The sequence below is a fragment of the Rhizobium sp. Root1220 genome (assembly GCF_001426265.1).
GTDB lineage: Bacteria > Pseudomonadota > Alphaproteobacteria > Rhizobiales > Rhizobiaceae > Rhizobium.
On sequence record NZ_LMDG01000023.1, the window covers coordinates 39153 to 64595 of the forward strand.

Below are 25443 nucleotides of genomic sequence, written 5' to 3' on the forward strand. Positions count from 1 at the left end.
TTGAAATCCCGACACCGCACACTCACATGTGGTTCAACAGGAAATCCCGTAAAGGAGCGGCCTTATGGCTACCGTAAAAGTCGATATCAATAATTTTCAGGCAGAAGTTCTGGAATCTGCCGAACCTGTCGTCGTTGATTTCTGGGCTGAATGGTGCGGCCCGTGCAAGATGATAGCTCCGAGTCTCGAAGAGCTCGCCGTCGAGTTTCAGGGCAAGGTGAAGGTCGCCAAGCTCAACATCGACGAAAACCCGGAACTCGCTGCACAGTTCGGCGTTCGGTCCATTCCGACGCTTGCTATCTTCAAGGCTGGCGAAGTTGCCGACATCAAGGTTGGCGCTGCACCGAAAACCGCTCTCGCGAGCTGGATTTCGAACGCCGCTTAATTCGGTTTCGATCTCAAAGAGAAAGCCCGGCGTGACCGGGCTTTTTTTATTGCGGCGGTGTGCCGTTGTCGGCAAGGACGTCGCCAACGAGATACAACGATCCGCCTATCAGAATTCGCGGTGGATGCGCCTGTTCGACCGCCCCTTCCCTGATAGCCTCCAGCGCCTCGGCAACTGTCGACATCGGTTCGGCGATCAAACCGGCATCATAAGCGGCGTTGGCTAGGATGACTGGGTCGATCATCGCATCGCTGCCGCGGATCGGCACGCAGTACACTTTTTCGGCCAACCCCTTGAAAGCCTTGAAATAGCCGACCGGATCCTTTGTGTTGATCATGCCGATAATCAGGAAGAGCGGCCGAGGCTGCTTCTCCTCGAAACTCGCCATGGCTTCGGCGATGACTTCGCCCGCGCCCGGATTGTGCCCGCCATCGACCCAGATCTCAGCTCTCGGCGGGGCGCTTGCCATCAGGTGACCGTCGCTCAGCCGCTGTAGGCGACCGGGCCACTCGACCGAGGTCATCGCCTTCTCCATCATGGCTTCGGTCACAACGAAACCTGCGGCCTTTACCGCGCGGATAGCGGCGGCGGCATTGGCATATTGGTGGCGACCGGGTAGTCGCGGCAACGGCAGATCCGCCAGTCCGAATTCGTCCTGGTAGACGAGTCGGCCATATTCCTCGTGCGCCATGTAATCTTGGCCGAAGGTGGCCGTCGGGCAGTTCAAGCGTTCGGCCGTCGACGTCAGTACCTCAAGCGCCGCATCATATTCCTGCTTGCCGATGACCACCGGGCACCCACGCTTCATGATGCCCGCTTTTTCGGCAGCAATTAGCTCGACTCGATCGCCGAGATAAGGCTGATGATCGAGCGAAATCGGCATGATGACCGACACCGCCGGATCTGAGATGACGTTCGTGGCGTCGAAACGACCTCCGAGACCCACTTCCAGGATCGCGGCATCGGCCGGGTGCTCGGAGAAGAGAATGAAGGTGACGGCAGTCAGGATTTCGAAAACGGTGATCTTCTGGCCGTCATTGGCAGCCGCAACGCGACGCACGGCCTCGGCGAAGATGGAGTCGTCGACGAGCTGCCCGCGCCCGCCCTCGACGCCGATACGGTAACGCTCATGCCAGTTGACGAGATGCGGAGAGGTGTGGACGTGGGCGCTATAGCCACCAGCCTCGAGCAGAGCACGGCAAAAAGCCGTGACTGACCCCTTGCCGTTGGTACCAGCCACATGAATGACGGGCGGCAGCTTCTTTTGCGGATCACCGAGGACGGCAAGGAGCCGGGTAATACGGTCAAGCGACAGGTCGAAGCCCTTGGGATGCAATCCCAGGAGCTTGTCGATTTCCTGCGCAGCCTCGCTCACTGCGGTTTGACCTCTGGGTATCATCGCTCAACCCGCCTTCGAATGAGATCGATCAGGCGCTCGCGGCCATCGCGAGCGTCCCGCTGTTTTCCTTGGACAGGCTGGCCGCAGGCTTTTTCGTCAGGATCTTCAGAACGCGCGCCAACGTGTCGGGGATATCGTGACGCTTGATCACCATGTCGACCATACCATGCTCGAGCAGGTATTCCGACGTCTGGAAGCCTTCCGGCAGCTTTTCGCGAATGGTCTGCTCAATGACGCGCTTCCCGGCGAAGCATATTTCAGCGCCCGGCTCGGCGAGATGCAGGTCGCCCAGCATCGCGTAGGATGCGGTCACGCCTCCCGTGGTCGGGTTCGTAAGCACGACGATGTAGGGCTGGCCGGCTTCCTTCAGCATGTCGACGGCAACGGTGGTGCGCGGCAGCTGCATCAACGACAGGATACCTTCCTGCATGCGGGCGCCGCCCGATGCCGGAAACATGACGAGCGGGCACTTTTCGGCGATCGCACGTTCGAAAGCCTTCACGATCGCTTCGCCAGCGGCAATCCCGAGCGAACCGCCCATGAAATTGAACTCGTGCACGACGGCAACCAGCTTGAGGCCGCGAACCTTACCGACGCCGGCAACGATCGTGTCTTCCTGGTCGGTCTTGACACGACTATCACGCAGACGGTCCGTATACTTCTTGGAATCGCGGAACTTAAGCGGGTCCTGCGCGACCTTCGGCTGCGGCAATGCCTCGTAAGCGCCGTCATCGAAGAGGTCGGCAAGGCGGGCCTTGGCCGGCATCTTCATGTGATAGCCGGAAGCCGGGATAACCCACTTGTTGTCTTCCAGATCCTTGTGGAAGACCATTTCGCCAGTCTCCGGGCACTTGATCCAGAGGTTCTCCGGCACTTCGCGGCGGCCCAGCATTGAATTGATGCGGGGGCGAACGTAGTTGGTGATCCAGTTCAAGTCGAAAACTCCTGATTAACTCTTGCCAATGTGGGGAAACTATTCGGCAGCAACAAGGCGTGCCGAACGTGTTCCCGATGACAGCCCGCGAACGAGCGTTGCGACCGCCTGCACGGTATCGGCCGTCGCCTTCCCGTCCTTGCTCAGGCTGAGTGCTACCTGGTTGACGATTGCCGTCCCAACCACGACGCCATCGGCCGATCCGCCGATGAGCCTTGCGTGCTCAGCGGTCTTGATGCCGAAGCCGACGCAGACGGGCAGATTGGTATGCTGCTTGATGCGCTGGACAGCGCCGGAGACCAGCGAGGGATCCGGCATGGCCGACCCGGTGATGCCATTCATCGAGACATAGTAGACAAAGCCTGAGGTGTTTTTCAGTACCGTCGGCAGCCGCTTTTCGTCGGTGGTCGGCGTCGCCAGGCGAATGAAATTTATGCCCTTGCGGATCGCCGGGATGCAGAGCTCGTCGTCCATTTCAGGCGGGAGGTCGACAACGATCAGGCCATCAATGCCCGAGGCAAGCGCGTCGTCGAGAAACTTTTCAACGCCGTAGATGTAGATCGGGTTGTAGTAACCCATCATCACGATCGGCGTGGCATCGTCGGTCTTGCGGAAATCGGCGGCGAGCTGCAGCGTCTTCCTAAGTGTTTGTCCGGCTTTCAGCGCCCGCTGGCCCGCCAGCTGAATGGCCGGGCCATCTGCCATCGGATCGGAGAACGGCATGCCGAGCTCGATGATGTCGGAGCCGGATTCCGGCAGCGCCTTCATGATGCCGAGCGAGGTGTCGTAGTCGGGATCGCCGCCCATGAAATAGGTGACCAGTGCCGGGCGGCCCTCAACCTTCAGATCGGCGAAGCGTTTGTCCATACGTGCGGTCATGACTTAAGCATCCATTCCGAGAATCTTCGCGACAGTGAAGATGTCCTTGTCGCCTCGGCCCGAGAGGTTCATCAGGATGATCTCATCCTTGCCCATCGTCGGCGCGCGCTTGATGACTTCGGCCAGCGCATGTGACGGCTCGAGCGCCGGTATGATGCCTTCGAGCCGCGTTAGCGTCTGGAACGCTTCGAGCGCTTCGTGGTCCATTATCGGCACGTATTCCACGCGTCCGATATCGTTCAGATAGGAATGCTCCGGACCGATGCCCGGATAGTCGAGCCCCGCCGAAATCGAGTGTCCTTCCTTGATCTGACCATCGCCGTCCTGCAACAGATAGGTGCGGTTGCCATGCAGAACGCCGGGCGATCCGGCGGTGATCGAGGCGCAGTGTTCGTCGCCCTGCAACCCTTTGCCGCCCGCCTCGACGCCGACGATCTTGACGCCGGCATCGTCCAGGAACGGGTGGAATATGCCGATCGCGTTCGAACCGCCACCGACGGCGGCTATCACGAGGTCGGGCAAACGACCTTCGGCCTCCAGCATCTGCTGCTTGGCTTCCGTGCCAATGACGGCCTGGAAATCGCGCACCATCTCCGGATAAGGGTGAGGACCGGCAGCGGTACCGATCAGATAATAGGTATCGTCGACATTGGTGACCCAATCGCGCAGGGCTTCGTTCATCGCGTCCTTCAGCGTGCCGTGGCCGGCCGTCACCGGCTTCACTTCGGCGCCAAGGAGCTTCATGCGGAACACGTTCGGTGCCTGCCGCTCGACATCTGTCGCGCCCATGTAGACGACGCATGGAAAGCCGAAGCGGGCCGCCACGGTTGCCGAGGCAACGCCGTGCTGGCCGGCACCTGTTTCAGCGATTATGCGCGTCTTGCCCATGCGCTTGGCGAGCAGGATCTGGCCGATGCAGTTGTTGATCTTGTGCGAACCGGTGTGGTTCAGCTCTTCGCGCTTGAAATAAATCTTGGCGCCACCGAGTTCCGTCGTCAGGCGTTCGGCGAAATAGAGCGGGCTCGGACGACCGATGTAGTGGGCGCCGAGATGCTTCAGTTCCGCCTGGAATTCCGGATCGCTCTTTGCCTTATCCCACTCGGCTTGGAGTTCCAGAATGAGCGGCATCAAGGTTTCCGCCACGAAGCGGCCGCCGTAGATGCCGAAACGGCCATCCTCGTCGGGACCGGAGCGGAAGGAATTCGGTTTTGGCGTCTCGTTCAATTTCAACTCCCTGAGGCCGTTTCAGGCTGGCAAGCCAATTCGACCGCATCGAAAAACTCATCTATCATCGCGATGCTCTTTACGCCCGGCGCGCTTTCGACACCCGAGGACACGTCGATCCCGGGGGCCTTGGTCAGGCTGATCGCCTCGGCAATATTGCCCTTGTTGAGACCGCCGGAAAGCATGTAATCCACGTTGCCGTCAAGCCAAGTGAGCAAACTCCAATCAAAGGAAACGCCATTGCCGCCGGGCAAATCGGACCCCTTCGGCGGCTTTGCATCAAACAGGAAGCGATCCGCGATGCCGACATAGGCTTCCACGCGCTTGAGATCGTCAGCACTGCGCACCGAGAACGCCTTCATTACAGGCAGACCGTAGACCGCCTTTATGGTCAGAACGCGTTCAGGGCTCTCGTCGCCGTGCAGTTGCAGAATATCGGGTCGCAGCAACGTTACAATCTCATCGAGATCATCGTTGGTCGGATCGACCACAACGGCAACGATCTTGACCTTGCCGCGGACCCTATCGGCCAGCGTCCCGGCAACATCCGGCTCTATGTAGCGTGGGCTCTTTTCGAAGAAGATGAAGCCGATATGAGTCGCGCCGCGCGTCAACGCGCGATCAATCGCCTCGGCGGTCTTCAGGCCACAGATTTTGATATCCGTTTTCATGGCAGCGAAGTGACACGAAAAGCGCTGGGAGTCGAGCCAATTTGCGATGGAGGCTGCATTTTGAGCACCTGTGTTTTCAATCGAAATCGATCGCGTGCAACAGGCTTCCGTGCCGTTTCAACCAGTACTTCGCTTCGTCCATGTGCGGGCACAGTTTGTTGCAGAGCGCCCAGAACTTAGGTCCGTGGTTCATTTCCTTAAGGTGCGCGACCTCGTGGGCTGCGAGATAGTCAATCACCGATGGCGGCGCCATCACGATGCGCCAGGAGAAGCTCAGATTGCCCTGCGATGAGCACGAGCCCCATCGGCTGCGTGTATCCTTCATCGCGATAGAGTTGATCGGCGCATTGATCGATCGAGAATGAAATCTTGCCAGACGCTCCAGATCGGAGCGCGCTTCCTTCTTCAGGAAGGTCGCTATTCGCCGGCCAAGATGCTCCGGCATGCCGCTGACCCTGAGGATAGCCGTGCCGTCAACGACGACTGCTTCCGTCAACCCGCGAAGGCTTCCGGTGTGCTGAATCCGATGCGAGATGCCACGCAGGAGAATACTGCTCCCGTCGCGCAGACCCACCTCCGTCGAGAATTTTGCAAGCTTGGTCAGAAGCCAGCCCTGGTGGCGATCCAGGAAGGCATTTACTTCTCTTTCAGCCAGTCCGCTCGGAATGGTCATTTTCAAAGCGCGTCCACCGGGCTCGATGCGCAAGGTGATGCGCGTTGCCAACTCGTGCTGCTTGATCGTCAGCGGCATGAGTCGGCCGGCCACATCGAGCGTCCGGGTCTCGGGCGGAGCGGGTTTTCGGACGCTGCGGCGCGGCTTGGACAAAAGCGGGGACATAGGCATTTTCTATATGATTCGCGGGGGTTCCGGGCAAAGAAAAACCGGCATCAGGGATGCCGGCTCGAGTTCAGTACTGGTATCTTACGGCGTCTGGTATTCCGCCATCGGACCACTGTCGTCTCGCTTGGCGTTCTTGCGATCGCGCATGAAGCGGTCGAACTCATCCTGGTCCTTGGCGCGACGCAGCTCGCGTACGTAGGAATCGAACTCTTCGCGCATTTCGTCGAGCCTGCGGCGTTCCTCTTCGAGACGATCAAGTTCGGCCTTGCGCCAATCGTCGAATGCGACGTTACCCGTTGTAGGATGAGGGCGATAACGTCCATGCGAACGCCGGCAACTGGCAAAGAATCCGTCGGCAGCGTTGTTGGCGTCACGCTTTAAGCCACGTAGACGATCTCCGAAGATGATGTAGGCAAGCATGGCAAGACCAAGAGGCCAGAAAACCACGAAGCCGAGGATCATCAGGCCAATGGTAGCCGGAGTCCAATCCGGGCGAAGCAAAGCTGATTGATTCATCGTGCGGTATCCTCCCGATATCGAACCGGCGAAATGCCGGCCGCAACAATCGATGTGGTAACCGGTCACGATGGCTTCAAGGCGGGCTGTGCCCAAATCGCACAAAGCCTTGAACTGACTTCGCTAATTCAGCTGTCTCTAATCAGGCCGATTTTCCGCCCTTGATGACCCTTTTCACCGCGGGCCTTCCCGACCGCGCATGCTCGCGCGCAAAATTTACGATACGCGGTGCAATCTCCCGACGGAATCGCGAGCCGTTGAAGACACCGTAGTGGCCGACGTCTGGCTGCAAATAGTGCATACGCATGTTATCCGGGATGTTGACACAAATCGTCTGTGCCGCCTTCGTCTGGCCAACGCCGGATATATCGTCATTCTCGCCTTCGACCGTCAGCAGGGCGACGTTGCGGATAGCAGCAGGATCGACCAGCTTGCCCCGATGAACCAACTCACCCTTCGGCAACGCATGCTTGATGAACACCTGATCGACAGTCTGGAGGTAGAACTCAGCGGTCAAATCCATGACGGCCAGGTATTCATCGTAGAAGTCACGGTGCTTTTCAGCCGGTTCACCGTCGTTCTTCACGAGGTGCATGTAGAATTCCTTGTGGGCAACCACATGCCGGTCGAGGTTCATCGACATGAAGCCGGACAACTGCAGGAAGCCGGGATAGACCGGGCGCATGAATCCCGGCTGCGGCCATGGCACATTCATGATGACATTGTCTGCAAACCATTCGAGCGGCTTGTCCTTGGCCAGTTTATTGACAGCGGTCGGATTTATCCGTGTGTCGATCGGTCCGCCCATCAGCGTCATCGATGACGGCGACAGTGGATCCTTGGCTTCCTCCATCACCGCCGCAGCGGCAAGCACCGGAACGGAGGGCTGACAGACGGCAATGACATGGGTATCCGGTCCCAGGAAATGCAACATCTCGACGACGTAGTCGACGTAGTCGTCGAAATCAAAGGTGCCCTCGGTCATCGGCACCATACGGGCGTCGATCCAATCGGTAATGTAGATATCGGCGTTCGGCAGCAGCGCCTCGACCGTTCCGCGCAGCAACGTAGCGTAGTGGCCGGACATCGGCGCCACGATGAGAAAACGCGGGTCAGGCGTGTGGGTGGCGGGAACGCCACGTGCGAAATGAAGCAGATTACAAAAGGCGCGCGACCATACAATCTCTTCTCTTACTGCAACCTTGCGCTCGCCGATGGCAGTCTCGTTCAGTCCGAAGGACGGTTTTCCGTAGCGACGCGTGGTGCGCTCGAACATCTCAAAGCTGGCAGCCATTGTTCGGCCCCAAGGCGTCTGGGATATCGGATTGAACGGATTTGCATAGGCCATGCGCATCACGTCGGCCATGGCCCGGTAGGGGGCCATTGCGGCATGATTCAATTCGTAAAGCTGATAGAACACGAGTGCGCCACCTTTCTCTAATCTGGAAGATGATGCCGATTGAGAGGCATCGGATTCTTTCCAACGACGTGCTGGCACCTCAATGCAGACTAACAGGTTTTTGTTGCGCAGCAACATCGCCACCTGCGTCGCAAAAGGAAAATGCCGGAGATTTGACCTCCGACATGGTCATGCTCTCGTATTCTTGAGCCCCAAAGCGGCCTTAGCCGTCGGCCAAAAATGTCTGCTTCTGGATGCCCAATCCCTCGATGCCAAGTTCGACAACATCGCCGGCCTTGAGGAACCGCGGCGGCTTCATGCCCATTCCGACGCCGGGAGGCGTGCCGGTGGAGATTACATCACCCGGATGAAGCGACATGAACTGGCTGAGGTAGGAGACGACGTGCGCGACGCCATAGACCATGGTCTTCGTCGAGCCGTTCTGCATAGTATCGCCGTTGACTTTCAGCCACATGCCGAGACTTTGCGGGTCGGCGACTTCGTCTTTCGTGACGAGCCACGGCCCGATCGGGCCGAACGTGTCGCAGGATTTGCCCTTAGTCCACTGACCTGAGCGCTCGGTCTGGAACGCGCGCTCCGACACGTCATGCGACACGCAGTAGCCGGCGACATAGTCGAGCGCATCCGCTTCACTGACGTATTTTGCCGTCTTACCGATAACGACGCCAAGTTCCACTTCCCAGTCGGTCTTTTCCGAACCGCGCGGGATAAGCACATTGTCATTCGGACCGACGATGGCAGACGTCGCTTTCATGAAAATCACAGGCTCAGGCGGCACTGTCGCGCCGGTTTCGGCGGCGTGATCGGAGAAATTGAGGCCAATGCAAATCAGCTTGCCGGTGCCGGCGACGCAAGCACCGATGCGGCTTGGCGCAAGCTCCGGCAGGCTTTGAGGATCGAGCGCTTTGATCTTCGCAAGCCCGGCGGGCGAGATGGCATCACCGCCGATATCCGCGAAGTGGGCCGACAGGTCACGGATCTTTCCGTCTTTGTCGAGAATGGCTGGTTTCTCGTGGCCTATCTGGCCTACGCGCATCAGCTTCATTGAATTTCCTCCTCAGCGGCATCAAATTCAATCACCTATGAACGAATTATTCACCGGTGTGAATACGTGTTTTCGCCGAAGCAGTACGTCGGCGCCAGAAAATTCGCACCTCGCGCCTGATCCTTTCGGGCTGAATTCCTCCCCCAACCGGTGACCTGCTTGCGAAACCAACTCACCGCCGCCGCGGGTTCCGGCTCGCAGTCTTCCAACGTGCAATCGAGGCAAAGAGATAGCTCCAAGGCAACTGGCGATATGCCTTGCGCTTTCTGCCTCCACGGCACACAGTTCCACGAAAAATTGACACCACCTCTCGAACAAGACAACGCAGGCCGAAAGAAACGATGACAAAAAGCAACAACCGTGAATCCGATTATTCGATCGATCCCATCTTCCTGGATCGCTGGTCGCCCCGTGCTTTTACCGGCGAAGTGATTGCCGAAGCAGACCTGCTCGCGGTGCTCGAAGCAGCGCATTGGGCGCCGTCCTCCGCCAATCAGCAGCCGTGGCGGTTCATCTATGCCCTGAACGGTTCCGAAGACTGGAACAAGTTCGTCAACCTGCTGGTGGACTCCAATCAGGAATGGGCGAGGAACGCGTCGGCCCTGCTGTTTGTCGTTTCCAAGGGGTTTAGCGGCGACTTCGCCGAGGGGCGGAAAAGTTATACGCATTCCTTCGATTCAGGGGCCGCCTGGGGTTATTTCGCTATGCAGGCCCGCATTTCTGGCTTCTATGCCCATGGCATGGGGGGGATCAAACACGACGAGATCCGGGAAGCCTTTGCTATACCGGAGGGCTACCGGGTCGAAGCCGGCATCGCTTTTGGTCGTCTTGCTGACAAGGGCGTGCTGTCACTCCGCAATCAGGAGCGCGAATTTCCGAGCCAGCGCAAGTCGCTCTCCGACGTCGCATTCAAAGGCAAGTTCATCGCAGACTGATTGCCTAAACACAAACGCTCCGGCGCGAAATGCCGGAGCTTCCAAAGAGACAGAACGCACACTTGCGGCTCGTCAGGCGCAAGTGATCAGATATCCAGGTTGGCAACGTTCAATGCATTGTCCTGAATGAACTCGCGTCGAGGCTCGACCTCATCGCCCATCAGGCGCGCAAAAAGACCATCGGCATCCGTTGCGTCGGGAACCCTGACCTGCAGGAGCGAGCGGACATTTGGATCGAGTGTCGTTTCCCAGAGCTGCTCGGCATTCATTTCGCCCAGACCCTTGTAGCGCTGCATCGCCAGGCCCTTTCGACCGGTCGCGAATACGGCGTCGAGCAGCGCCCGTGGCCCGGCAATCTCAAGCTCGCCATCACGACGCGCCAGTGCTGGCGGGGTTTGATAGATTTCTTTCAGACGCGTTGACAACTGATCGACGAGCCGGGCGTCTTGCGAGCCGATGAGCGCCATGTCCAGCACAACCACCTCCTTGACCCCACGGACCATACGCTCAAGCCGAAGACCGCCTTCGCCGGTGATCGCGCCTTCCCAGCCGCGCTCGGTTTCTTCGGCAATTATGTCGAGCCGCCTGGCAACCTCGACTGCGAGCAGTTCTGCCCGTCCTCGATCGCTGACCGCCTCCGCATTGAGAGCACCGGCGATAGCAGCCTGTTCGATGGCAGCACGGTTGTAGCGCGAATGAAGATTGTCGAGCAGGGCACGCAGCCGAAGAGCATCCAGTATGACTTCGCGCAAATCCTGACCGGTACGAACCTCTCCGGTGCCGAGCTTCAGCGCCGCATCTTCCAGGCCCTGAGCGATCAAATATTCTTCGAGCGCCTTCTCATCCTTGAGGTACTGGATCGATTTGCCGCGCGAAACCTTATAGAGTGGCGGTTGCGCAATGTAGAGGTGGCCGCGCTCGATCAGTTCCGGCATCTGCCGGAAGAAGAAGGTCAGCAGCAAAGTACGAATGTGGGCGCCGTCGACGTCAGCATCCGTCATGATGATGATCTTGTGATAGCGAAGCTTGTCGGCGTTGAACTCATCCTTGCCGATGCCCGTGCCAAGCGCGGTGATCAACGTGCCGATTTCCTGGCTCGAGAGCATCTTGTCGAAGCGCGCCCGCTCGACATTCAAGATTTTGCCACGCAGCGGCAAGATCGCCTGATTTTCGCGCGAACGCCCCTGCTTGGCCGAACCGCCCGCAGAATCACCCTCGACCAGGAAAACTTCCGATTTCGAGGGATCACGCTCGGAGCAATCAGCGAGTTTGCCCGGCAGCGATGCGATATCGAGCGCTCCCTTTCGGCGCGTCAGTTCTCGCGCCTTGCGAGCGGCCTCGCGCGCAGCTGCAGCCTCAACCACTTTGCCAACCAGAACCTTGGCTTCAGTCGGGTGCTCTTCCAGCCAGGTGCTCAACGCTTCGCTGACGAGATTTTCGACAACCGGGCGTACTTCAGACGAAACCAGCTTGTCTTTCGTCTGAGACGAGAACTTCGGATCGGGCACCTTGACCGACAAGACCGCCGTCAGGCCCTCGCGGCAATCCTCCCCGGTCAGCGTGACCTTTTCCTTCTTGGTAATGCCTGATGTGTCGCCATAGGAGGTGATCTGTCGCGTCAGCGCGGCACGGAAGCCGGCCATATGCGTGCCGCCATCGCGTTGAGGGATATTGTTGGTGAAGCAGAGCACATTCTCGTGATAGCTGTCGTTCCACCACATCGCGACTTCGACGGTAATGCCATCCTTTTCGCTGCGGATTGCGATCGGCTTGTCGACCAACGGCTTCTTGGAGCGATCAAGATAGGACACGAATGCCTCGAGGCCGCCATCGTAGAGCATCTCCTGCTCACGCACATCAGAATGTCGCTTGTCCGATAGAAGAATGCGAACGCCGGAATTGAGGAACGCCAGCTCACGCAGACGATGCTCAAGCGTACCGTAGTCGAACTCGATCATGGTAAAGGTTTCCGAGCTCGGCATGAAGCTGACCTCGGTGCCGGTCAAACCGCCTGCATCGCCGATGACCTTCAGTGGGGCGTCGGCGACACCGTGGGTGAAGCTCATCTCGTGAACCTTGCCTTGACGGCGGACCTTGAGCCTCAACCAGACGGAGAGAGCGTTGACAACCGAAACGCCAACGCCATGCAGACCGCCAGACACCTTGTACGAATTCTGGTCGAACTTGCCGCCAGCATGAAGCTGGGTCATGATGACCTCGGCCGCCGACACACCTTCGCCGGTGTGTATGTCCGTCGGGATACCTCGGCCATTGTCGGTGACTGTGACCGAACCATCGGGATTGAGCGTGACGGTGACAATATCGGCATGGCCGGCCAATGCCTCGTCGATCGCATTGTCAACGACTTCGTAGACCATGTGGTGAAGGCCCGATCCGTCGTCGGTGTCGCCGATATACATGCCCGGGCGCTTCCGCACGGCATCAAGGCCCTTGAGAACCTTAATCGAGTCTGCGCCATATTCGGTGCTAACGCCGTTTTCCGTCGCGGGTATGTCGGTCATATTGTCGAGAATTTCCCTGTTGTCATAGCCTTGGGGAGACTTGCGAATCACCGGCCTTATTCACGGCAGAATATAGGGTTTTTGATCGAGGTTCCCAATGCCAGCGCCCTTAAGCTCGTCATAAAACAGGGGATTATGACCGTTTTCCGTCCGCTTTTTCGCCATTTTCGAGGACTGCGGTGAGTTGCGACAGGATAGCAGGGTCGAGGTCACGAATGCGGCCAGCTAAAAGGTTTGCGAATGCCGTGTATTCGGCCGACAAACCAGACGTGTCAATCACGATACGAGGGTCAGAAACGCGGGCGAGGAGGAAGAGTTCTTCGGCTTCGTCCCAGATGATGTTGAAGTAGCCGGCAATGCGCTGAAGAAGATCAAAGGTTGGCAGACCGCGTTTTCCATGTTCGAGAGCCGATAGATAGGCGGGCGACACGTTGAGGGCTGCCGCCATCTGCTTCTGCGTCACGCCCTTGCGCTCGCGCAGCTTTCGAACCGCTTGACCGAATGGGGTCATGCCCTTTCTCCATGACGGCGTGAAAGGCGGACATAGAGCGCTCCTTCACCTCCGTGGTGCTGCGCCGCGGTTTCGTACGATGATATCAGGAAACGAAATTCCGCTTTTGAGAACCACATGGGCACAGCACGCTTGAGCGCGCCTTCGCTGCCGAGCGAACTGCCCTTCCCCGTTATCACCAATACGTGCCTCATGCCGCGATCATGAGCCCGCATCAAAAACTCCAACAGCATGATATGGGCTTCACTCTGTACAAGCCCGTGCAGGTCTATGCGTGCCTCCAGCGCCAGACGACCTTTCGCGATCTTGCGCTTGACCGGGCGTTCGAACGGATGGTGCACACCCGATGGCGCTCTGGGTGTGGCCGGCACGACCGTTTGGAATATCACTTCGGACCCCGATTTTGGGGCGGCAACCTTGTCTATCTCCGCCTGCTCCGCTGCCAAAAAGATATCAAGTTCAGTCAGTTGCCCCTGCTTTCCCTGCATCGGTCGCGTGCTCCGCGCCACCTTCCCCCAGAGGACGCGCTCGTCCGTGCTGAGCTTGCGGTCCTTCGCCATCAAATGAACCTCGTCGCGACGTCTTTCGGGAGAAGGATCGTGAAATCGGCGTCATGGCGCACGGTTCCCGCATCATCGCCGGCCTCGTCACCGGATCCGGTAAAGATGTCTCCCCTCGCGGGACCGACAATCGCGGATCCCGTATCGAGGGCCAGCATCAGCCGCCGGAATGGCTTCCCGTCATCGAGGTGAACAAGACTGTCCGAGCGAACGAAGAACGGCGTGCCAAAAGTATGGATGAGACGGTCAACGGCCAGCGAGCGACCGGCGATCAACGGCACCTTGGCGGCTGCAACGGGGCCTTTGTCGAGGTTGCCGGGTAACATTTCACGGAAAAAAATATAAGATCGATTGTGCCAGAGAACCTCATCGATGCTGTCCGGGTGGGCGTTCAACCACCGTCGGATCGTCTGCATCGAGATCTCCGACCGGTCGATTTCGCCGCGATCGATCAGCAGCTTGCCTATGGCCGAAAAGGCGTGGCCCGCCTTCGCAGCATAGGTAATGCGTCCAACGGTCCCGTCCGGATAACGCAAGCGTGCAGCGCCCTGGACGTGCACAAAGAAGACATCGACCTTCGATTTGGCCCAGGCGATCTCCAATTCCCGGCCGGCGAGCGCACCTTCGTCGATCTCGCGTCGATCAGGATAGGCACCGATCTGGCCGTCGCGGAGTTGACCGAACGCGTAGTCCGCCGTCAATGCCGAGGGTCGATTGCCGTCATCGAGATCGATCAGATCATCGGGCCGGCGATAGAAGGGAAAACGGTAGAGGCCATCTGCCTCGGCCGATACAGCAATTTCCGGCTCGTAGAAGGCTGTAACGAAGCCCTGATGTCCATCAGCACGCTGAACGCGGAAGGGTCGACAGTGCTCCTGAAAGAATTGGCGGGCATCGGCCGCCGTCGATGGCTTGACGTCGCGCGCTGCCCTGAGCAGCGGAAGGAGGTCCTCCACAGTCAACCCGAGTGAACCGGTTCGATATGGCTTGATCATCTCGATCTGCCGAAGGCAGGCTGCCATCGCTTCAAAAAGGCTGGAAGGATCATCATCCATCCAGCCTTCCAATTTATCGAAATTTATCGCTTGAAGCGCAAAGCCCCGCACATCGTCACTCATGTTCCGATTCTGTGGCCACGAGTTTCCAGTTCGGATCGCGCGAGCGTGTGTCACGGGCAAAAGTCCAGAGGTCATTGACCTCAGCTACGTTTTCCGCATCGCCATCTATCAGCTTGTCGGCCTTGTCGTAGGTCGCAGAAATCAGTTGGCTGATAATCCGGACCGTAATCTGGCCTTCGCTGCCCTTGATCTCTGCATTTGTGATTTCGGCCTTGTCGATACCAACAAAGGTCGATTTCACTTTCTCGCCCTTGGCCTCACGATCGGAGATGGCAGCATCGAAACCATCGTAAACCTCGCGTGATAGCAAGCTTTTCAGGGCCTTCCGGTCACCGTCAGCAAAGGCCATGACGATCATTTCATAGGCCATACGGGCGCCGTCGACGAATTCCTTTGGACTGAACGAGGAATCTGCCTTGTTCATCTCGCGCAGCGATGCGTTGAGGGATGTGCCAACCGGCGCGAACGCATCGATCGCCGCAAAGCGATCTTCCTCTACGGCAGTGTCACGACGCGGAAGTGTTACCACCTTGCTGGCGTCCGGCGTGTCCGCTCCCGCAGCATCGCGCGGCGTATAGAGGTCGCGCGGCGGCTTTTCATTTCCTGTGCGACGACCAAGAACGTTGCGCAGCTGGAAAAAAATCAGCACTGCCGCCACGAGAAAAAACAATGTGATGAAGTCGTTTGAACCCATATCCCGCCGCAATCGCTGTTAGCATCCCTGATTTGTACTCCCATATAGTCTTCATAGACAGATGATTCAAATGGCTCAGCGAGTGTAGCTTGCTACAATCGATTTCGACGAATCCCGGAAGGATACGATGCCCCTTAAAATCTTACCCGCTTTCCTGCTACTATTACCGCTCGGCGAGATTGCCGGCTTTGTGCTGGTCGGACGGGCACTCGGACTCTGGCCGACCCTGGCACTGGTCATGCTGAGCTTTATCTTCGGGATGGCGCTGCTGAAGCGCCAGGGTATAGGCATACTGCGTCGCATGTCGGCAGAGGGACGAACCGGGGCAATGCCTGGCCGTGAGTTGCTGCGTCCGGCGATGCTCGTTATCGCCTCGCTGTTGCTCATCGTCCCGGGGTTCATCACGGATATATTGGCCATTCTCATTTTTATTCCGGCCGTGCGCGATCTCGCCTGGAAGTATATCAGCCGACGATTCGTCGTCGTTGGCCAGCCCAAGGGGTTCAGCGGATCGTCACAGCGCTCCGACCGTGGGAGTCCCGATATAAAGGTCGTTGATCTGGACGAGGAGGACTACCGGCGCACATCCGACGGCAAATCTCCGTGGTCCGGCAAAAACCTTGGAGAATAAGGGGTGACCTCCCTTGCGACGGCAGGGGCTCAGGGTTGTAACACTACCCTCGAAATGATAGATGCCGCATCTATCCAAAGCCTCTCGAGGAAAAGCCAATGGCCAACGAAGACAGCAATAACGGTGCGACGAGCCCGAGCCTAACCATCCTTGCCCAGTACACGAAGGATCTTTCCTTTGAAAACCCGGGAGCTCCGCGTTCGTTGCAGGCTCGTGACAAGGCTCCGGCCATCAATATCAACGTCAATGTCAACGCCAATCCGCTTTCCGACACGGACTTCGACGTGGTTCTTTCGCTCAACGCCGAAGCCAAGGACGACGACAAGACGGTTTTTCATACCGAGCTTGTCTATGGCGGTGTTTTCCGGATCGCCGGCTTCCCGCAGGAGCACATGCTACCGGTTCTCTTCATCGAGTGCCCGCGCATGTTGTTCCCGTTTGCGCGCCAGATCATTGCCGACGTCACCCGCAATGGAGGTTTTCCGCCGCTGATGATCGATCCGATCGACTTTTCCCAGATGTTCGCGCAGCGCGTTGCCGAAGAGCAGACTCGCGCCAAGGTTCAGGCAAACTGAACCAATATCCTTGTGAGTGAGATTCGATGCCCGGGACAAGCCCGGGCATTTTCAATTTGGCAGATCGTATTTTGCCCAGATACTCTTTTGACCAAGTTTCGCGATCAGCGCGTCATGGGCTTGCTGCTCTTCGCCGCTCAGACGCGCCGCAAGTTGCCGCGGTCGTGTGATCGTGCCAACGATGATCTCCTCGATTGCCGTTTCCTGCCCGTTTGAATTGCTCGATGCCACGCCAAGGCCAAGGGCTGCCTGGCGCCCCCCGATCATTTCGATGTAAACGTCCGCAAGCAGCTCGGAATCGAGAAGCGCACCATGCTTTGCCCGGTGTGAGTTGTCGATACCATATCGACGGCAGAGCGCGTCGAGTGAATTGGGACCCATGGGGTGCTTGCGGCGCGCCATGGAGAGGGTATCCGTTACACGCTCGGGAAGAATTGGCGGAAGCCCAATTCTCGCAAACTCGGCGTTCATAAAGCCCATGTCGAAGGTGGCGTTGTGTGCGATCCACTTGGCGTCGCCGAAGAAATCAAGAATTTGCTGCGCGAGATCCGCAAAGAGTGGCTTGTCCTTCAAAAACTCATCTGTGATGCCGTGCACAGCGAGCGCATCGGGGTGGACTTTCTGGTTCGATGGATTGACGTAGAGATGGATCGTCCGTCCGGTTGGGAAATGGTTGTCCAACTCGATGCCGCCAATCTCAATGATGCGGTCCACGCGATTGTCCAAACCCGTGGTTTCCGTATCAAAAATGATCTCACGCATTCAGAAAATCTCCACTGGCGAGCCGCCGCTTCAGGTCTGCTACGATTTCAGCGACTCGCTCTCTGGCCGTCTCGATGCTGTGACCGGTATCAATCAGATAATCGGCTCTCGCACGTTTTTCCGCATCGGGCGTTTGACGCGCGAGAATCATATTGAATTTTTCCTCCGTCATGTTGGGCCGCGCAAGTACCCGCCGACGCTGAATCTGTGGATCGCAGCTTACAACGACAACGACATCGACTCTTTCTTGGGCTCCTGTCTCGAACAGCAGGGGGATATCGAGCAGAACCATCTCCGCGCCGCGGCTCTCCTCGCGAGCAACAAACTCGGCCTCACGTCTTCGCACTAGGGGGTGAACGATTTCCTCGAGGCGCTTGAAACCCTCCGGCCGAAGAGCCAGCTGGCGTCCGAGCTCCTGTCGGTCCACCGCCCCAGCCTTTAGGGTACCGGGAAATACAGCATCGACGAGCGGTGCCGCCTCACCCGCATAAAGGTCATGGACGATCGCATCGGAATCGCTGACCGGAATCCCGGCTTCCGCAAACAGCCGTGTCATGGTCGATTTTCCCATGCCGATAGAGCCTGTCAGCCCGATCCTCAACATCAGTGTCGTTCCATATCAGCGATAACCGCCGCACGCAGCGTCTCATCGACGGCCGGCCGATATCCGAACCATTTCTCGAAGCCTGGAACCGCCTGGTGCAACAGCATGCCTAGTCCGTCCACGATAGAAAACCCTTGTGCTTCGGCCTGGGCAAGTATCGGCGTCTTAAGAGGCACATAGACAATATCGGTGACGACGGCGCTGTCAGCTAGCGGCGTAAAGTCTATCCGTGGTGCTTCGTCGCCGTCCATCCCAAGGGACGTCGTATTGATGAACAGGCCCGCGCCTTTCATTATCTCCGGAAGTGATGACATTGGATGAGCATGCACCTTGGGGCCGAAGCGGTCGGCAAGTTCATGCGCCCGTTCAATCGTTCGGTTGACGATGTGGATCTCATCCAGCCCACGGTCCCGAACTGCTTGAATCACCGCACGGCTGGCGCCGCCGGCGCCAAGAATGATGGCAGATCGGACCTTGTCCCAACCGGGACGGCGCTCATCCAGATTGGCCGTGAAGCCGCGGCCGTCGGTATTCGTCGCTCGAAGCCTGCCGTCCTCGAGCCAAAGCGTGTTCGACGCACCAAGCTCCTCGGAAAGTTCATCCGGTTGATCGGCCAGCCTGAAAGCCATTTCCTTGTGCGGAATCGTGACATTGCCTCCGACGAACCCTGAATCGCCGCTCTTCAATGCCTGGATGAATGCGGGGAACTCGGCCGGCGTCACCTCATGCGCGCCATAACTGCCTGGAAGATCGAGTGCTTTCAGCCAGTGGCCATGGATCAGCGGTGAACGCGAATGCTTGATCGGGAAGCCGGTAACAAACGCGCGCGGTCCCAATGTTTCACGTGAATCATCCATCGATGGCACCAAGCTCCCTCAGTTTTTGCAGCAATGGCAACATGGGCAATCCCAGGATTGTAAAATAGTCGCCGTCAATTCTCGAGAATAACTGCAATCCCTCGCCTTCCAGCTGGTAGGCACCGACGCTGGCCAGGGCTTTTGCTCCCACCCGGTTCAGATGCCGATGAATGAAATCGTCACTTAGGGGGCGCATCGTCAATTCCGCATGCGATACGTGCTCCCAGACGATATCGCCGTCACGCGCGAGAGCGACGGCGCTGTTTAGCCGGTGCGTCTTGTCCGACAGCGCCCGAAGATGGTTTCCCGCATCGGCCATATCCCTGGGCTTATGGAAAGTACGATCCGCCAGCGACATCGTTTGGTCGGAGCCAATCACCAAATGGCCTGCAAAGCGATCACTGACTTCCTTTGCCTTCGCTTTCGCGAGAACAAGTGCAACAGCGTCTGGCGTAGCCCCGTCCCTCTCCAGGGGAGCTTCGATCGCCCGTTCATCGATGACGGCAGGTTCGGAGTCGAACACAAGCCCTGCATTCTCCATCAGCATCCGGCGAAACGGGCTCGACGATGCGAGCAGGAGTTTTGGTGTCATCGAGACCTCGCGGGCGTATAGTTGTAGTTGCCAGCGCTTACCGCAGCTTCGGCCGAAGGGCAACGATTGCGGCCGCCGTCTCCTCGATAGATCGCCGGGTTACGTCGATCAGCGGCCAATTGTGCCGAGCGGACAGGGACCGGGCGTATTTCAATTCCTCCGAAATGGCGGCGCGATCGGTGTACTGTCCCCGATCAAAGCCTGGGGTCGCGCCCAGAATCCGATTCTCTCGAACCTGGGATATCCGATCGGTTGTGGCAATGAGACATACGATCAATGGCTTTGGCGCCGAAAACAGTGCGTCGGGGAGTGGTACGCCGTAGACGATGGGGATGTTGGCGGTCTTGATGCCGCGATTGGCGAGATAGATACTCGTCGGCGTCTTTGAGGTTCGACTGATGCCGATGATCACGACGTCAGCGTCGTTATAGTCGTCCGGCATCTGGCCATCGTCGTGATCCATCGTGAAGTTAAGGGCTTCGATGCGGGCGAAGTATCCCGCATTCATCACGTGCTGGGCGCCGACACGACGGCGCGACGGGGCCCCGAGGTAGATTTGAAAGGCATTGATGACGGGCTCGAGCACATTGACAGACGCCACGCCCATCTCTGCGCAACGCTGATCGATAAAGATTGCCAGCTCACGGTCGACGATTGTGTAGAGAACGATGCCCGGCTGGCTGTCAATCGACTGAAGAACCTGCAGCAGTTGCTTCCGATTTCGAATGAGTGGGTAGACGTGTTCGATGGGCTGGGCGGATTTGAACTGCGCCGACGCAGCGCGACCCGCCGAAATGAGAGTCTCACCCGTCGAGTCAGAAATCAGATGCAGATGGAAGAAGTTCGTTCGGTTCTCCACGATATTTTCGGCCACCTGTTGAAAAGACTGGATGACGGAGAGCTAAGGGGCCAGCCAAGGGTAAGGCAAGGGAAAACATGCCTACTTTTCCACAATTCGGATTCTCAGAGATGAGTTCCGGACGGTCTGTGGGTTCTGTGGAAACGTTTGGCTCGCGGGACAGATACACGGAGTTTGTCCACAGTTCTGGCTGAACATCGAGGTTTAACATCACGTTGTAATCATTATATCTTCTTGCCTCCGTCCACAATTTCCACGAATTCGTTTGCAGCGCCTTTCGACTTCATAAGCGCGAGCGCGACAAATCGCTTCGGCGGTGGACGGATTTTAATCCTTGATAGAAACAGACTCTAAGAAATAGAAACCTTTTAAAAGATCTTTTATATTTTTATAGGGAAGAAGTGTGTGACTGAAATCCGCCGGAAAATTATCAGGGTATTGGACGGCGAAACGCTCAGTCCTCCTCCCATCTGGTTGATGCGCCAAGCAGGAAGATATCTGCCTGAGTATCGAGAAACCCGGGCGAGAGCCGGAAGCTTCCTCGACCTCTGTTACACACCAGACCACGCAGTGGAGGTCACGCTGCAGCCGATCCGGCGGTATGGCTTCGATGCAGCGATATTGTTTTCGGATATTCTCGTCATCCCTGATGCGATGAAGCGCAACGTCCGCTTCACCGAAGGACACGGGCCTCAAATGGATCCGATCGATGAGGCTGGCATCTCCAGGATCGAAACCGAGCATTTGATCGACTACCTCATGCCGGTTCTTGAGACAGTCCGGCGGCTGAGGAATGAATTGCCGTCGGAAACCGCTCTACTCGGGTTTTGCGGTGCTCCTTGGACGGTTGCGACCTATATGATCGCGGGCCACGGGACACCGGATCAGGCTCCTGCCCGCCTTTTCGCTTACCGATACCCGAAGGCTTTCGAGCGTCTGCTGCTGTTGCTCGCTGATGTGTCCGCCGACTATCTGGTGGCACAGATTGATGCAGGTGCTGATGCCGTTCAGATATTTGATTCCTGGGCTGGTGTTCTCGGCGAACGCGAGTTTGAGGCATATGCTGTTAAGCCGGTTGCCCGGATGATCTCATCGATCAAAGCGCGACGGCCGGAGGCACGGATCATCGCGTTCGCCAAGGGCGCGGGTTATCTTCTGAAGCAATACCGGCAGAAGACAAAAGCCGATGCGATTGGCCTTGACTGGTCTGTGCCGCTGGAATTCGCGGCGGAGCTGCAAAAGGACGGACCCGTTCAAGGCAATCTGGATCCGATGCGTGTCGTGGCGGGCGGCGTCGCGCTCGAGGACGGTATCGACGACATCCTGCAGCAGCTTGGCAATGGACCGCTGATATTCAACTTGGGACATGGAATAACACCGCAGGCCGATCCGGAAAATGTCCGGCTCCTTGTCGAGCGGGTCCGTGGGCGGGGCACCGTTTGATGGAAAGGCAGACCGACGCGAAACCAGGTACCTACGCCCGTCGCCGTGCCCATCTCGCGATCGCCTTTTTTGGTTTATTGGCCGCGGGCCTTTTCGTTTGGAATCCGGACGATCTCTATCTCTGGATCAAGGCGCTTCACATCATTGCGGTGATCTCCTGGATGGCAGGACTGTTCTATATGCCGAGGCTGTTCATCTATCACACCGATGCGGAGCGAGGATCTGTGCAGTCTGAAACCTTCAAGGTGATGGAACGACGGCTCCTGAAGGTCATCATGAACCCGGCGATGATGCTAACGTGGATCCTCGGTCTTTACCTCGCCTGGTCTGTCTACGGCTTTCAGGGTGGATGGCTGCATGCGAAAATTGGTCTGGTTGTTCTCCTGACTGTCGTTCACATCTTCTTCAGCAGGGCGGTCAATGCGTTTGATCGCGACCAGAATCGCCGATCGGCGCGTTATTGGCGCTTCATGAACGAGGCGCCGACCGTTCTTATGATCGCGATCGTGATACTGGTGGTGGTCAAGCCGTTCTGAGCGGAAATGGAGATCAAGTTAAATTTGCTTCATTTTAAGCAGCCCCCTTGCGGCGGTCCGCCTTACTCGCTATTTTCCCCTCACCTCATCCTTGTGGCATGTATGTAAAGTTTGATCGTCTACGATTGTTTCGCAGGACCGGTCACAGCCTCGACATCGCCTTTCCCCTTCATAAATATAGAGTAATGGTCACTTCATGGCTGAAATGAAGCTTCAAGAACTTAAGAGTAAATCCCCGACGGATCTGCTGGCATTTGCCGAATCGCTCGAGGTCGAAAATGCAAGCACAATGCGCAAACAGGAATTGATGTTTGCTATACTCAAAGTGCTTGCTAGCCAGGATGTTGAGATTATTGGCGAAGGTGTGGTGGAGGTCCTGCAGGACGGTTTTGGTTTCCTGCGATCGCCGAGTGCCAACTATCTTCCGGGCCCTGACGATATTTACATATCGCCCTCCCAGATACGCCGCTTCTCGCTGAAGACCGGCGATACGGTTGAAGGGCCAATCCGTGGACCGAAGGAGGGCGAGCGCTATTTTGCGTTGCTCAAAGTCAACACCATCAACTTCGACGATCCCGAAAAAATCCGACATAAAGTTCACTTCGACAACCTGACGCCGCTTTACCCGAACGAACGATTCAAGATGGAACTCGATGTTCCGACGAACAAGGATCTATCCTCGCGGGTTATCGATCTGGTGGCGCCCCTGGGCAAGGGCCAACGTGGCCTGATCGTCGCACCGCCTCGTACCGGTAAGACCGTCCTGCTTCAGAACATTGCGCATTCGATCACCGCGAATCACCCGGAGTGCTACCTGATCGTTCTCCTGATCGATGAGCGGCCGGAAGAAGTAACGGATATGCAGCGTTCGGTTCGGGGTGAAGTCATATCGTCGACGTTCGATGAGCCTGCAACCCGCCACGTGCAGGTTGCGGAAATGGTGATCGAGAAGGCGAAGCGTCTCGTCGAACACGGGCGCGACGTGGTGATCCTGCTTGACTCGATCACGCGCCTTGGCCGTGCATACAACACCGTCGTTCCGTCTTCAGGTAAGGTGCTGACCGGTGGTGTCGACGCAAATGCGCTACAGCGACCGAAGCGGTTTTTTGGTGCTGCACGCAATATCGAGGAAGGCGGATCGCTGACGATTATCGCGACCGCCCTCATTGACACTGGCAGCCGTATGGATGAGGTGATTTTCGAAGAGTTCAAGGGCACCGGAAACTCGGAAATTGTTCTCGATCGCAAGGTTGCAGACAAGCGCATCTTCCCTGCGATGGATATCCTGAAGTCCGGCACACGAAAGGAAGACCTTCTCGTGCCGCGTCAAGACTTGCAGAAGATCTTCGTACTGCGGCGCATTCTGGCCCCGATGGGCACAACCGACGCAATTGAGTTCCTTATCGACAAGCTGAAACAGACTAAGAGTAACCCTGATTTCTTCGAGTCGATGAATACTTAATCCTTAGCCGGATTCAAAGTGAGAGCCGGTCACCCAACGTGGCCGGCTCTCGCATTTCAGGAGATCGATTCGCCTTCGAACCAAACGGATTTGGAATGAGTGCTCTTCGTACCGATCAAACGATTTTTGCACTGTCCAGTGGTTCTGTTCCCTCCGGCGTGGCTGTTGTCCGTCTTAGTGGACCGGACGTGACATCTGTTCTGACAAGTCTGCTCGGCGAAGTACCCGATCCGCGCCACGCCACCCTCAGAAAGATTCGGACCCGCAACGGTACAGTCCTCGATACCGGGCTCGTCCTGTTCTTCCCTGGTCCCAACTCTTTTACAGGCGAGAATGTCGCCGAGCTGCACCTCCACGGAGGGCGTGCTGTGGTTCAAGCCCTGTATGAGGAGTTAGGGAGCTTTTCAAATCTCAGGCCAGCGACCGCGGGCGAGTTCTCGCGACGCGCGTTCGAAAACGGCAAGCTTGATTTGGTCGAGATTGAAGGTCTTGCAGATCTTATCGCTGCGGAGACGGAGATGCAGCGGCGCCTTGCGGTGGAGCATAGCTCGGGGGGCTTATCCGCTATCTACAACGGCTGGGCATCACGGTTGACGAGGGGACGGGCCCTTATCGAGGCTGAACTGGATTTTGCGGATGAGGATGATGTTCCGGGCTCGGTCTCTGAGCAAGTATGGGCTGATATGGTCCTGTTGGCGGATGAGATCGACAGCCAACTGAAGCAGACCGAAATGGGTGAGATCATTCGCGATGGTTTCAAGGTTGTCATCGCCGGTCGTCCCAATGCGGGGAAATCGAGCCTGATGAATGCACTGGTTCGTCGTGACGTCGCGATTGTCACGGAGGTTGCAGGAACAACCCGAGATGTTCTGCGAACTGACTTGCACATCGACGGGTTCCTGGTCAGGCTCCATGATACTGCCGGTCTACGCGACACGGATGAGGTCGTTGAGCGGGAGGGAATTCGACGGGCGCTGCAGATCATCGATGAGGCTGATTTGGTCATCTATGCGGAGGATCTAACGGTTTCCGCCGCTATGGAGACCTTGCCTGCGCACAGTTTGATTGTCGGAACCAAGGCCGATCTGCCGCGCGGCAGCGCACGGACATACGACCTGACGGTTTCAGCTCGTGATGGTACCGGTCTTGACGAACTGCGTCGCTGCATCGCGGATCGTTTGAAAGAAAAGGTGCACCCACAATCGATGGCGATCCCAACTCGTTCGCGGCATAGCGATGCCCTTTCGCGTTCCCTCGCCGCGGTACGCGCATCGCTGACAGATACCGGCCGTGGCTTAGAAATGCGCGCTGAAGATCTGCGGGTGGCTTCCGACGCGCTCGGCCGCGTTACTGGGCGCGTCGATGTTGAGAATCTGCTCGATCTTATCTTCAGTGAGTTTTGCATCGGAAAATGATTCACGTGAAACACGTGCACCAGCGTGTCGCACCATGGTTTCACGTGAAACGC

The 25443-nt window shown here is 57.5% G+C and carries 27 protein-coding genes; 8 read left to right on the top strand and 19 right to left on the bottom strand.

The window, feature by feature from the left end; translation table 11 throughout:
- Positions 1 to 64: 64 nt before the first annotated feature.
- The gene (gene trxA / locus ASC90_RS14635; RefSeq protein ID WP_056541683.1) at positions 65 to 385 is read left to right on the top strand and encodes a thioredoxin; all 321 of its coding nucleotides are present in this window, start codon (positions 65 to 67) and stop codon (positions 383 to 385) included.
- 46 nt (positions 386 to 431) lie between these two features.
- Here trxA and ASC90_RS14640 read toward each other — a convergent pair whose 3' ends face one another.
- From ASC90_RS14640 to ASC90_RS14680, 9 genes are all read right to left on the bottom strand, one after another.
- Entirely contained in the window at positions 432 to 1784 is a 1353-nt protein-coding gene (locus ASC90_RS14640) for a folylpolyglutamate synthase/dihydrofolate synthase family protein (RefSeq protein WP_056541686.1), read from the bottom strand.
- A 28-nt stretch (positions 1785 to 1812) separates the two neighbouring features.
- Complete coding sequence (gene accD, locus ASC90_RS14645; RefSeq protein ID WP_056541689.1) at positions 1813 to 2718, bottom strand: acetyl-CoA carboxylase, carboxyltransferase subunit beta; 906 nt, start codon at positions 2716 to 2718, stop codon at positions 1813 to 1815.
- 39 nt (positions 2719 to 2757) lie between these two features.
- Positions 2758 to 3597: a tryptophan synthase subunit alpha gene (gene trpA / locus ASC90_RS14650; protein ID WP_056541691.1), complete on the bottom strand. Its 840-nt coding sequence runs from the start codon at positions 3595 to 3597 to the stop codon at positions 2758 to 2760.
- 3 nt (positions 3598 to 3600) lie between these two features.
- Positions 3601 to 4821, bottom strand: a complete 1221-nt coding sequence (gene trpB, locus ASC90_RS14655) for a tryptophan synthase subunit beta (protein WP_056541693.1) — start codon at positions 4819 to 4821, stop codon at positions 3601 to 3603.
- Between the two features lie 2 nt (positions 4822 to 4823).
- The gene (locus ASC90_RS14660) at positions 4824 to 5492 is read right to left on the bottom strand and encodes a phosphoribosylanthranilate isomerase (RefSeq protein WP_056541696.1); all 669 of its coding nucleotides are present in this window, start codon (positions 5490 to 5492) and stop codon (positions 4824 to 4826) included.
- A 76-nt stretch (positions 5493 to 5568) separates the two neighbouring features.
- Positions 5569 to 6330 (bottom strand): SprT family zinc-dependent metalloprotease, encoded by a 762-nt coding sequence (locus tag ASC90_RS14665; protein WP_056541699.1) that lies wholly within the window; start codon positions 6328 to 6330, stop codon positions 5569 to 5571.
- Between the two features lie 84 nt (positions 6331 to 6414).
- Positions 6415 to 6849: a DUF2852 domain-containing protein gene (locus ASC90_RS14670; RefSeq protein ID WP_056541702.1), complete on the bottom strand. Its 435-nt coding sequence runs from the start codon at positions 6847 to 6849 to the stop codon at positions 6415 to 6417.
- Between the two features lie 142 nt (positions 6850 to 6991).
- Positions 6992 to 8269, bottom strand: a complete 1278-nt coding sequence (phaZ, locus tag ASC90_RS14675) for a polyhydroxyalkanoate depolymerase (protein ID WP_056541704.1) — start codon at positions 8267 to 8269, stop codon at positions 6992 to 6994.
- Positions 8270 to 8471: 202 nt separating this feature from the next.
- Complete coding sequence (locus ASC90_RS14680; RefSeq protein ID WP_056541706.1) at positions 8472 to 9314, bottom strand: fumarylacetoacetate hydrolase family protein; 843 nt, start codon at positions 9312 to 9314, stop codon at positions 8472 to 8474.
- 341 nt (positions 9315 to 9655) lie between these two features.
- Between ASC90_RS14680 and ASC90_RS14685 the strand changes: the two genes are divergently transcribed.
- Positions 9656 to 10249, top strand: coding sequence for a nitroreductase family protein (locus tag ASC90_RS14685; protein WP_056541709.1), 594 nt, complete (start codon positions 9656 to 9658; stop codon positions 10247 to 10249).
- A gap of 86 nt (positions 10250 to 10335) precedes the next feature.
- On the opposite strand, the gene gyrB is transcribed toward ASC90_RS14685, so the two are convergent.
- The 5 genes from gyrB to ASC90_RS14710 form a co-directional block, all read right to left on the bottom strand.
- Entirely contained in the window at positions 10336 to 12771 is a 2436-nt protein-coding gene (gene gyrB / locus ASC90_RS14690) for a DNA topoisomerase (ATP-hydrolyzing) subunit B (RefSeq protein ID WP_056541713.1), read from the bottom strand.
- Positions 12772 to 12904: 133 nt separating this feature from the next.
- Positions 12905 to 13282: a helix-turn-helix transcriptional regulator gene (locus tag ASC90_RS14695; protein WP_056541715.1), complete on the bottom strand. Its 378-nt coding sequence runs from the start codon at positions 13280 to 13282 to the stop codon at positions 12905 to 12907.
- Entirely contained in the window at positions 13279 to 13842 is a 564-nt protein-coding gene (locus tag ASC90_RS14700) for a Smr/MutS family protein (RefSeq protein ID WP_056541718.1), read from the bottom strand. The genes ASC90_RS14695 and ASC90_RS14700 overlap by 4 nt, the downstream gene beginning before the upstream one ends.
- Positions 13842 to 14960, bottom strand: a complete 1119-nt coding sequence (locus ASC90_RS14705) for a murein transglycosylase A (RefSeq protein ID WP_056541721.1) — start codon at positions 14958 to 14960, stop codon at positions 13842 to 13844. The genes ASC90_RS14700 and ASC90_RS14705 overlap by 1 nt, the downstream gene beginning before the upstream one ends.
- Positions 14953 to 15654: a Tim44/TimA family putative adaptor protein gene (locus ASC90_RS14710; RefSeq protein ID WP_056541723.1), complete on the bottom strand. Its 702-nt coding sequence runs from the start codon at positions 15652 to 15654 to the stop codon at positions 14953 to 14955. Before ASC90_RS14710 ends, ASC90_RS14705 begins: the two co-directional genes overlap by 8 nt.
- A gap of 127 nt (positions 15655 to 15781) precedes the next feature.
- On the opposite strand from ASC90_RS14710, the gene ASC90_RS14715 reads away from it, so the two are divergent.
- Together ASC90_RS14715 and secB are read left to right on the top strand one after the other, a co-directional pair.
- Positions 15782 to 16285 carry an FxsA family protein gene (locus ASC90_RS14715; protein ID WP_056541726.1) on the top strand — a complete coding sequence of 168 codons (504 nt, stop codon included), beginning with the start codon at positions 15782 to 15784 and terminating at the stop codon, positions 16283 to 16285.
- Between the two features lie 98 nt (positions 16286 to 16383).
- Positions 16384 to 16860: a protein-export chaperone SecB gene (gene secB, locus ASC90_RS14720; protein WP_056541729.1), complete on the top strand. Its 477-nt coding sequence runs from the start codon at positions 16384 to 16386 to the stop codon at positions 16858 to 16860.
- Between the two features lie 51 nt (positions 16861 to 16911).
- Here the strand turns inward: secB and dnaQ are convergent, their stop codons facing one another.
- The 5 genes from dnaQ to ASC90_RS14745 are packed head-to-tail and all read right to left on the bottom strand — an operon-like array spanning position 16912 to position 20534.
- Positions 16912 to 17622: a DNA polymerase III subunit epsilon gene (gene dnaQ, locus ASC90_RS14725; RefSeq protein ID WP_056541732.1), complete on the bottom strand. Its 711-nt coding sequence runs from the start codon at positions 17620 to 17622 to the stop codon at positions 16912 to 16914.
- Positions 17615 to 18226 (bottom strand): dephospho-CoA kinase, encoded by a 612-nt coding sequence (gene coaE, locus ASC90_RS14730; protein ID WP_056541734.1) that lies wholly within the window; start codon positions 18224 to 18226, stop codon positions 17615 to 17617. Before coaE ends, dnaQ begins: the two co-directional genes overlap by 8 nt.
- Positions 18226 to 19083 (bottom strand): shikimate dehydrogenase, encoded by an 858-nt coding sequence (locus tag ASC90_RS14735; protein ID WP_056541737.1) that lies wholly within the window; start codon positions 19081 to 19083, stop codon positions 18226 to 18228. The genes coaE and ASC90_RS14735 overlap by 1 nt, the downstream gene beginning before the upstream one ends.
- Positions 19076 to 19675, bottom strand: a complete 600-nt coding sequence (locus ASC90_RS14740; RefSeq protein ID WP_056541740.1) for a Maf-like protein — start codon at positions 19673 to 19675, stop codon at positions 19076 to 19078. The genes ASC90_RS14735 and ASC90_RS14740 overlap by 8 nt, the downstream gene beginning before the upstream one ends.
- A 37-nt stretch (positions 19676 to 19712) precedes the next feature.
- Complete coding sequence (locus ASC90_RS14745) at positions 19713 to 20534, bottom strand: pyruvate, water dikinase regulatory protein (protein WP_056541743.1); 822 nt, start codon at positions 20532 to 20534, stop codon at positions 19713 to 19715.
- 405 nt (positions 20535 to 20939) lie between these two features.
- Between ASC90_RS14745 and hemE the strand changes: the two genes are divergently transcribed.
- From hemE to mnmE, 4 genes are all read left to right on the top strand, one after another.
- Entirely contained in the window at positions 20940 to 21977 is a 1038-nt protein-coding gene (gene hemE / locus ASC90_RS14750; protein ID WP_056541746.1) for a uroporphyrinogen decarboxylase, read from the top strand.
- A complete protein-coding gene (hemJ, locus tag ASC90_RS14755; protein ID WP_056541751.1) occupies positions 21977 to 22513 on the top strand; it encodes a protoporphyrinogen oxidase HemJ in 537 nt (178 codons plus the stop codon). The genes hemE and hemJ overlap by 1 nt, the downstream gene beginning before the upstream one ends.
- Before the next feature lie 196 nt (positions 22514 to 22709).
- Positions 22710 to 23975, top strand: coding sequence for a transcription termination factor Rho (rho, locus tag ASC90_RS14760; RefSeq protein WP_156392957.1), 1266 nt, complete (start codon positions 22710 to 22712; stop codon positions 23973 to 23975).
- A gap of 95 nt (positions 23976 to 24070) precedes the next feature.
- Positions 24071 to 25390 (top strand): tRNA uridine-5-carboxymethylaminomethyl(34) synthesis GTPase MnmE, encoded by a 1320-nt coding sequence (gene mnmE, locus ASC90_RS14765; RefSeq protein WP_056541757.1) that lies wholly within the window; start codon positions 24071 to 24073, stop codon positions 25388 to 25390.
- Positions 25391 to 25443 lie beyond the last annotated feature (53 nt).